This window comes from Rhizobium sp. KNZ2-6A, from assembly GCF_056755475.1.
The window spans coordinates 1-8,851 of record NZ_JBNDIC010000095.1; the positions used below are offsets into that span (position 1 = coordinate 1).

At 59.4% G+C, this 8,851-nt stretch carries 6 protein-coding genes; 1 reads left to right on the forward strand and 5 read right to left on the reverse strand.

What is annotated here, in order from left to right:
• Nucleotides 1-179: 179 nt before the first annotated feature.
• On the forward strand, nt 180-1,085 hold the full coding sequence (locus tag ACPYOP_RS32070) for a LysR family transcriptional regulator (RefSeq protein WP_481414243.1): 906 nt from the start codon (nt 180-182) through the stop codon (nt 1,083-1,085).
• A gap of 18 nt (nt 1,086-1,103) precedes the next feature.
• Here ACPYOP_RS32070 and ACPYOP_RS32075 read toward each other — a convergent pair whose 3' ends face one another.
• The 5 genes from ACPYOP_RS32075 to ACPYOP_RS32095 form a co-directional block, all read right to left on the reverse strand.
• Nucleotides 1,104-1,832, reverse strand: a complete 729-nt coding sequence (locus ACPYOP_RS32075; protein ID WP_481414244.1) for a dienelactone hydrolase family protein — start codon at nt 1,830-1,832, stop codon at nt 1,104-1,106.
• Between the two features lie 340 nt (nt 1,833-2,172).
• A complete protein-coding gene (gene kdgT, locus ACPYOP_RS32080) occupies nt 2,173-3,168 on the reverse strand; it encodes a 2-keto-3-deoxygluconate transporter (RefSeq protein WP_481414245.1) in 996 nt (331 codons plus the stop codon).
• 55 nt (nt 3,169-3,223) lie between these two features.
• Entirely contained in the window at nt 3,224-3,802 is a 579-nt protein-coding gene (locus tag ACPYOP_RS32085) for an invasion associated locus B family protein (RefSeq protein WP_481414246.1), read from the reverse strand.
• A 71-nt stretch (nt 3,803-3,873) separates the two neighbouring features.
• Nucleotides 3,874-4,677 carry a hypothetical protein gene (locus ACPYOP_RS32090; protein ID WP_481414247.1) on the reverse strand — a complete coding sequence of 268 codons (804 nt, stop codon included), beginning with the start codon at nt 4,675-4,677 and terminating at the stop codon, nt 3,874-3,876.
• Nucleotides 4,678-4,688: 11 nt separating this feature from the next.
• The coding region (locus ACPYOP_RS32095; RefSeq protein ID WP_481414248.1) for a hemagglutinin repeat-containing protein at nt 4,689-8,851 on the reverse strand (4,163 nt) is incomplete at its 5' end.

Here is an 8,851-nt window from a genome sequence, read left to right on the forward strand (position 1 = left end):
CCACTCTGAGTATTGGAGCACTATACGGATCGGCCGGACGACCTGCCTGTAGCGGCCCGATAACAGCGTGCGGGACCTTAAATATGGATAGCAAGGGAAAAGTTCGCGCACTCACCATTGTAGCCTAGCTGGCCATTCGGATATAATATTCTGATAGGCGGTAATATTATGAGTTTGATATGGAACTGAATCAGTTCAGGCACATAGTTGCATTGGCGGAGGAACAGCACTTCGGGCGCGCCGCAGCCAAGCTGGGAATGACACAACCCCCGCTATCGCAATCCATCCAGAGGCTTGAACGAGAACTTGGCGTGACCTTGTTCGACCGGGGGCGTAAGGGTGCTACGCTCACAGACGCCGGTCGCGCTTTCCTCCCGGAAGCCCGCGCCACTGTGGCAGCCGCAGCACGTGCCAGGATGCTCGCCCATGCAATGGCCCAAAAATCTGATCCGGTGACAATAGGGATGACATCGCCATCGCTATGGGGACCGCTCCCCGAACTGATCCGGGCGGCGCGAGAAGAAGGCATCCCTCTGCGTCTCGAGCAAATGGCTACCAACGACCAGATTGGCGCGCTGACCGAAGGGTTGATAGATATTGGCGTCGTCTCGCCGCCGTTCGAAATTCCGCAGCGGCTTCGCGTGGAAGACGTATCCACGGAGCCGATCATCGCCGCGCTACCGGAAAAGATTGCGCCGGACAAAGACGAAGTACCGCTTTCGTTGTTGGCTGACGGGCTTATTCTGTTTCCGCAAGCACAAGGGCCGACCCTGCACGCCCGCATCATGGGGATGTTCGCATCGCAGAACGTGACGCCTGTTGTCGTTCAGGAGGTCAACGAGCTGCTGATGACACTCGCGCTTGTCGCAGCCGGTTTCGGGGCCACGCTGGTCCCTGCCGGCATCGGCCGAAACATCCCGATGCGTGGTGTGGCGTATCGAAAGCTCGCGGCGGTCGATGATGTGCCACCGTGGCCTTTTGCCGTTGCCTACATGCCGCTTGCGGTGCAGAGTCGTCCGGCTCGGATTCTAGGACGATGGCGGCAGATAAGGAGCGGTGGTCCATTCGTGTACGATCGCCTGTGAGTGCTCTGAAGAAGCGAGCTATTGCCCCCGCCGCGACGATCCGATCACCTCGTCGAGAAAAGTCTCAATTGCCACGCGCGCGCGCCTCGCATATATCGGAGAATAGACGAGGCGAGCAGACGGATCGGTGCCCGCATCAGGGTTGTCGAAGGCGTGGTGGGTTTGTGTGTAAAGCTCGAGGCGAACATCATTTCCTGCCCTGTCCATTTCCTCAATCAAAGCGGCAATCGTGCCCATAGGAGAAACCTGATCTTGGGTGCCCTGCAAGATCAGGAGAGGCGAACGGAGGCGAGTCCCCATCCCTTCCGCAGCGGTTTTCAGCAGGGCGGAACATAGAATAATCCCGGCAACCCCGGCTCCGCTGCGACCATAATCCAAAGCGATCATTCCTCCCGCGCTGTACCCGAGACAGAGTAACGGCAGCGTCGGATGAAGCTCGCGACGCAACCGATCAACACATGCCGCAAGTGCATCGACACCATTATTGCGATGGTCGATCAAATGCTTCACCATCGGCCCGACCTGTTCGGGAAGCGTCGGGTTGAAACCGTCGCCATATAGATCGGCTATGACGACCGTGCAGCCTATTCCGACGAGATGGTGCGCATGGTTGCGAGCGAGCGCGCTTTGCCCCCGCCAATCGGGCAGCAATACAATAGCAGCCTTCGCCTCTATCCCTTCAGGCTTTAAAAGCAGCCCGCGATAATGCTTGCTGCCGGTAGTGTAACAGAAGTCTTCTGGGACCATATCAATATCCAAGTTTACAGAACGAAAGCTGATGCCGTTATCATAGCCTTACGCAAGAGGTAGCGTCCAATATTTCAACCGTCGTCTGCGATATTAAAATGATATGTCAGCTCCAAGATCGGGCCATTAACACCAGCTCATGATGAGCCTGACTCACAGGGGGTTACAAACCATCTTTTTTCTGATTGACAAATCAGCCGACGAATGTCGACGATCGCGCGTCGGTGCTTGCGGCGATGAAGAAAGCCGCCAGAGAGCGGCCATCAAGAATATACGTCGGCTCACAGTTCCTTATCATCATCCAAGCCTCCAAAGCCCCACAGTCCCGGCTTTTGTCCAATCACACCTCGTGACCGACCTCGATCATGTCAGGGTCCGGCGGCTGCGTCTTCGCGCCGATGTATTTCGCCCACATCGCGGTGAGGATCGGAACGACGATGGCGGTTACCAGGCAGGCGGTCGCCACCAGCACCGTCGCCGCGGGGACGATGGGCTTGAAGCGCGGGATCATTTCGCCGATCAGAAGCGGATTGGCCACGGCCGCGCCGGCCGTGCTGGACGCCGCCAATCCGGCAATGCCATTGCCGCGCCCGATGACAACATCGGCGATCATCAGGGGGATGCCCGTGACCACAATGACGAAGGCGCTAAGCAGCAGGCCTGCCACGCCCGCGGTCAGGATCACGTGCAGATCCAGGCTATTGCCGAGCGAGAAGCCGAAGAAGGGAATGAGCGCAGCCGTGCAGCGGCCGAAAAACGTCCGCAGCTCAGGGTCAAGATTGCCGAGCAGAAAACCGGCCAGAAACGGCAGGACGGCACCGACAAACAGGTGCGGCTCAAACACAGCCACACCGGTCGCGCCGAGAATCAGCATGCTCATCAGCGGACCGGATTCGACCGACATCAGCACATAGGCCGCAGCCTCCTCCCTCGTGCCATATTGCTGCATCAACGCCGCATAAAGACCGGCATTGGTCATATCCATGGCGGTCGTCAATGCCAGCACGGACAGGCCCGCCAGCAAACCGGTGGTCATGCCGCCCTCCGGAATGAACCGCATGGCGACAAGCGTCACCAGCCATGCCACCAGCATTTTGGTGGCGAGCAACGTACCGGATTTGCGCAGCACCGTGCCAGTTGCCCGCAAATTGATCGTTGCCCCCATGCAGAAGAACCAGACCGCGAGGATGGGAACCGTGCCGGTGATCATGCCATTGGTAAACGACCCGAAATAGGCGCCCGTGCCGGGCGCGAATGTCTTGCATAGCGCTCCCAGCAACAGCGGGACCAACATCAACCCACCTGGCACGCGCTCAACAGCTCGCTTGATCTGCATCGCCTTTCCTCCTCCATCCTCATGTCAGCCCGTCTCTCCCTCAGTCGTCACCCCTTCATTTGGTCAGCACGCCAACGCGGGCGAGTGCGCTGGCGAAGCCCTTCGGGGAAACCTTCAACGATACCGGCTGGGACGGCGAGAGCGCCGCCGCAGTAAGATTGAGGTTGGTTCCGGTCTTGAGCTTCGCTGCCCGGGCGGCATCGAAGGTGATCGATGCAAGGCAACCCTGCGGAAGGCAGGTGGTGAAGGCAACCGGGCTTCCGGCCGGCGCATCGTCGATGGCGGCGGAGGCGCCCTTCGCCAGCGCCAGGCCGAACGGCAGCAGCAACGACGCCTGCAGCTTGCCGTCGGACGTGTTGGAGACCTCGACCGTCAGAAGATGCTGACCAGTGTCGTTGCTGTTCTGGGTCTGGCGCATGACGCACTGGACGGCGTTGTTCTGGGACTGGCAGGCGACGATCCAGTCCTGATAGGATTCGACCAAGGATCCGGCGCCACCGGGCAAAGGTGCGGCCCACGTCGGCGAGGCGGCAGCAAACAGCAGTCCGGCAAGGGCCGTGCTGTCGATAAGGGCTCGCCACGAGCGCTGACGCCGGCGTGGATGCCGATGCTGACAATCGTTGGTTATGGTCATGCTGCAGAGCCCTTTTAATGGCGGTAGATGGAATTGGATTTTGGATTAGGAGGGAATGACGGTCGTTGGGTCTAGGCCGTCATCCAGTCGGTTGCCCCCGCCGCTCTCAATTTGTCACGCACTTCAATAGCTGACGAGAGTGCCACTTTTCGAGCTTGATTGTCCTTGAACACTAGTGGAGTATCGCCAATCTCAATCAATATACCCTCGCGATATCCGGACACCCGAGAGTCGCCTGCCAAAGTCGCGACAACTTTGGGGCTGCGTACATACGAGCGCCAGCCAATTGGACTGTTGATATCAACCCCCCATTCAGTCACCTCAGAATTGAAAGCCGATGAGTACACCGAGCAAAAATAGGGGTCAAAAAATTCGACCAAATAATCGAAGACAGCTTCCGGCTGTTCGAACTCCTCTGACATTGCCCATAGCCCATTTTCTTCGATGTATGGGGTATAAAATGGAACTCGGATATCCACACCACTGTTGCAAGACCCATCGGAAGAACCCATTCCTATATTCACGGTAACCAAAGATTTCTTAACCTTCTTGCGCGGATAGTCACTGAATAATGCGTGCATTCCAAAAACAGTTTTTGAATCACGCCGAATACGCATCGTTTCTGGCTCGGATTCGCTAAAAAAACGGACCTCTTTGTCGTCTAAAGCTTGCAATACCACCTTATCAAAATCAGACAAATCTTCGGCTATTGGCATATGGAACTGCCGCTTCGATTTCCCTGAAACGTCAAAGGGTCGCTCCCACGGGGAAATCCGCTCAAGTCCAGTAAGGAAATCACGCATCACGTCGACCACCTCCTGTGCAGTCATCGACCTGCTTTTCCAGGCGGCGCTAAAAACCAAGGCATCTTGCATACATCTGGTTCCTACGGAGGAGTAACAACAATGCGAACCACATTCGGATCAATCCGTTGGCTCTGGGGCGCCGCAGCGAAAGCATTTTGCACACGAGTGGCCGCAGCTTGGTCTGGAACATGCCACTCAACAGTTCGACCAGTTTGTTGTGCGATCCGCTGCTGCCTAAAAGCTTGGTCCACAACCGACTGGTTAGAGAAACCCAAACTGTTATTCGGCCAACACGTCCAGCATTTCGCATCAATCAATGTATCAGTCTGAGGGTTATATCCATCGAAACTAGTACGTCCAGATGAAACATTGGGATCAGCCACATTGTACATAGTTCCGTTCGGCGCACCTGTGACTTTTTGTTGATAGGCACGTTGCGCATCAGACATACTTTCATTCGCACGAGCCCACGCACCCGGACCGCCATCTGAGTCACCAATCCGATAGGTTGGTGTCCTATTTATTGTTTCAGCCTGTGTTGCATCGGCTGCCTTGTTCTGCGTGGAGAGATCGTCTCCTGCGCTGGCAGTTTTCCCCCTTCCGAACTTTTCAGCCAGCGCCTGGGAGAGAACGGCGATGGCGGCGTTGGCGATGGACTGGTTGACGAACCCGTTGAGAGCGGCGCGGACGGAGTCGGGATATTTCGTCAGCAAGTCGATGGTCTGGAGCCGCTCGGCATAGACGGCGGCGGCGAGCTCCTGGTTCGACAAGCCGCCGAACCGGCCGTTGACCAGCCGCATTTCCATATTCGCGTAACCGCCGGGCGCGAACGAGGACGGATTTGTAATGCTGGCCGGATCACGCAGATATTCGACAGCCTTCAATGCGTCGGTAATGGCGGCGACGCAGGCAGCGCTTGTGCGGTTGGCGTTGCAGGTCTCTTTCAGAACCGTGTCGCGCTGCGTGTCGAGTTGGTCCCAATAGCCGATCTGCTCCCGCAGCGTGGCGACCTGCTCACTGGTGCAGGTGTCCTTGCCTTCCAGACATTTGGCAAGCCTCTGCTTGGCCTTCTCCCGGGCCATCTGCTCATCGTGATTGAGGTAATTATTTTGATACTCCGCCGCGCCATATGCGGCGCCTTCGCCGCCGCCGGCGGCAGCTCCCGCGGCGGCGCTGAGGCTCGCGCCGATCAGGGTTGCGAGCGTCTGCCTGTCGTCGGGCGACAGGGTACTGTCCTTGAGCATGCCCTGGACGAGGCTTGAGATGGCGGGGGCGAGCAATGTCGAGGTCGCGCCGCCGGCGGCACCCTTGATCGCGCCCTCCCAGCCGTTGACGCCACCCAGAAGTCCGCCGCCGATCGCATGCAGCAGAGCCCGGCCCTGGCCGCCCTCGTCCCAGAAATCACGCTCCGCCTGCGTGCCGGCGTTCTTGTACAGATTGGTCGCGATATCGCCGACCAGCCCCGCCATGGTCTTCTGCGCTTCCTGCAGATCGGCCTGGGTCTTGTACTGATCGCGCAGGATATGTTCGAGATCCGGCAGGCCGGGCAGCGAGGTGTTGGTGTTCTCGGTATCGCGGCGGATCGTGCCGATGTCCTGCGTCTGATGCGCCGGATCGGTGATGGTGATCGGGATGTTGCCGCCGATGGCCGACAGCGCCTGGCCGGTCTCGTTCTCGCCGGCCTTAACGGGAGGAGCGATGGTCAGCCCACCAGTGCCGATCCCGCCGCCATAGGTCTCGGCCTTCCAGCGCGAATGCGTGTCGATGTCGCTCGATGTCAGCGTGCCGGTGGCGAAGCTGTTGTTTTCGGAACTGGCCTGGCTGGTGATCAGACCGCCGATCAGTGCGGTCTGGCCCCCGACCACGATGTCGAGCCCGCCGGTGCCCGCATGAATGCCCGATTGTTCGGCGACAAGCGCCGCGTCGCCCTTGGCTTTCTGGACGGCGCCGGAGATACCTGTGTTTCCAAAGCCGATCTGGGCGGAGACGTTCGTCTGGCTGGCCTTGGCCTTCTGCGTGTCGAGCAGGCTTTCGATCGTCAGGTTCCTGACGTCGGCGGCAATCGAACGGCCGGTGACGGTGGCGCCCTTGAGATTGAGATCGTTGGTCAGGATGGTGACATCGCCGGCGCCGTCGACATGGGTGTTGGTGTGGGTGAGACCGCTGGTCGTGCTGCCGCCCTTGCCGTAGGAGCCGCTGACGCCGACGGTCGAGCTGCAATTGCTCGATGCGGTGGAGCAGCCGAAGTTGACGCCGACGCCGGCGCTCCAGGATTTGTTCGAACTGGTCGAATCCGACGTGCCGGTCGCGGCATTGAGGTTGATGTCGCCATTCGCAGCCGACAGGAAGATATCGCCGGTCAGCGGATCGCCTGGTGTTGTCGGGATGCCGTTGCTGTCGTAACCGGCGAGGATCCGCGCGCCGGTGCTGGTGATGGAGCCGCCGCCAGCCGCCATGGCGATTGCGTGTCCGGCACGAATGTCCGTCACGGCAGGCGTGGACGACGCGGCGGACCAGTCGTTCTCCTGATGACTGACACCGGCGTTGAGACCGATGTTGAAGGAAAGCCCCTTACCGTCGGCGAGATTGTCGGAAACGCCCTTTAGGTCCTTGTAGGCCTGATAGAAGCCTAGACCGGCGATCGCGGTGTTGGTGACCGCATTGACGCCACCACTGTCCGACAGGCGCTCGGCCGAGTTCATGATGCTGTCGGCCGCCTTGCCGACCTGGCTCGTCACCGAGATGGTGACGCCGGCAAAGCTCTTCTCGTGCGCCTCCTGGTAGTTGGTGACGTCATTGGCGGAGAGGAGATTGATGTCGTTGCCGGCGAACAGATTAACATCGCGCTCGGCCGAAGCGCTGGTCGCCTGCAGGTTGACGTCGTGACCGGCCGAGATGTTGAGATCACGGCCAGCCGAGAGCGTCGACATGGCATTGGTGTCGGACTGCCGCGCCTTGCTGTCCTTGGTCGACTGCGCGCCGATGCCGATCGAGACGCCGCCATTGCCGGCGGAAAGAGCGAGACCGAAGCCGGACTTCTTCCGCTGTTCGGACTGTGACGAGCTCTCGGCGCCGGGCGTGACGTTGACGTCACGAGCCGCCGACAGGTTGATGTCACGATCGGCGCTGACCGACGAGCCCATGATGTTGAGATCGGTGGCTCGGGCCGTCAGGTTGACGTCCTGACCGGCCGATAGTGTCGAGCCGATATTGTCCGTCGAGGATTGCCGCCCCTGCTTTTCGTTCTTGCCGTAGAGCGAGATGAAGCCGCCGCCGGAGCCGACGAAGAGGCCGGAATCCTTGCGCTGGCTGTCGGATTGATGGTTCTCCTGTGCGCCGATGATCGAGACGCTCTCGCCGGAGACGTTCAGCGAGCCATCGGCATTGATCTTCGAGCCAACGATGGCCGCCGCCTTGCCGGCATCGAGATTGACGTCGCCGGAGGCCGAAAGCTGAGAGCCGACCGTCGTCTCGTTATAGCCGTCATAGCTCGCGCTGCCGCTGCGCAGGAATCCCTTGCGCTTGGCGCTGTCATGCTCGGTCTCGGTATCCTTGCCGGCGGTGACGATCAGATTTCCGCCGGTCTGGACACCAAGATCGGCAGTGTGGGTGGCGTCACCCGCCGTTACCTTGGAGGCGGAGATCGTGGTGTCGCCGCCGGATATGATCGTCACACCGTCCTTGCCGGAAAGTGACGAGCCAGCCGCTGTCGTGGTCTCCAGGTGACCGGAAGCATTCTCCTTCGTCGAACCGAAGAATCCACTCTTCTTGCTGGAGCTCTTGACGTCGAGGGTGGCGCTATCGGTCGCCTCGGCGATGGTGACGTTCTTACCGGCCTGCAAGCCAAGCTTTCCGTCGGCATCCATCGTTGAGCCGATAACGTTGATGTCGCTGTTAGACTTCGCGACCAGATCGCCACCGGCCGTAATGGTCGAGCCATTATGCGTGAGCTCGGACGAGGAGTTTTTGCCGAAGATAGAGTTCGACTGGTTCTGCGAGGTGGTAACGTTGATGTCGCCGTTCGAGGTCAGACCGACATCACCCTTGGCGGTCAGATCCGAGCCCGAGATCAGAATGCCGGTATTGGCATTGATCGCGATGTTGCCGCCCGCAAACAGCTGTGAGGCCTGCTGATCGGTGCCGGATGTCCTGGTATAGCCGTCATCCGTCTTGCGAGCGAGATCGGTCGAAACGATATTGACCGCTCCATTCGTGGCGGCCACCGAAAGATTGCCGCCCGACT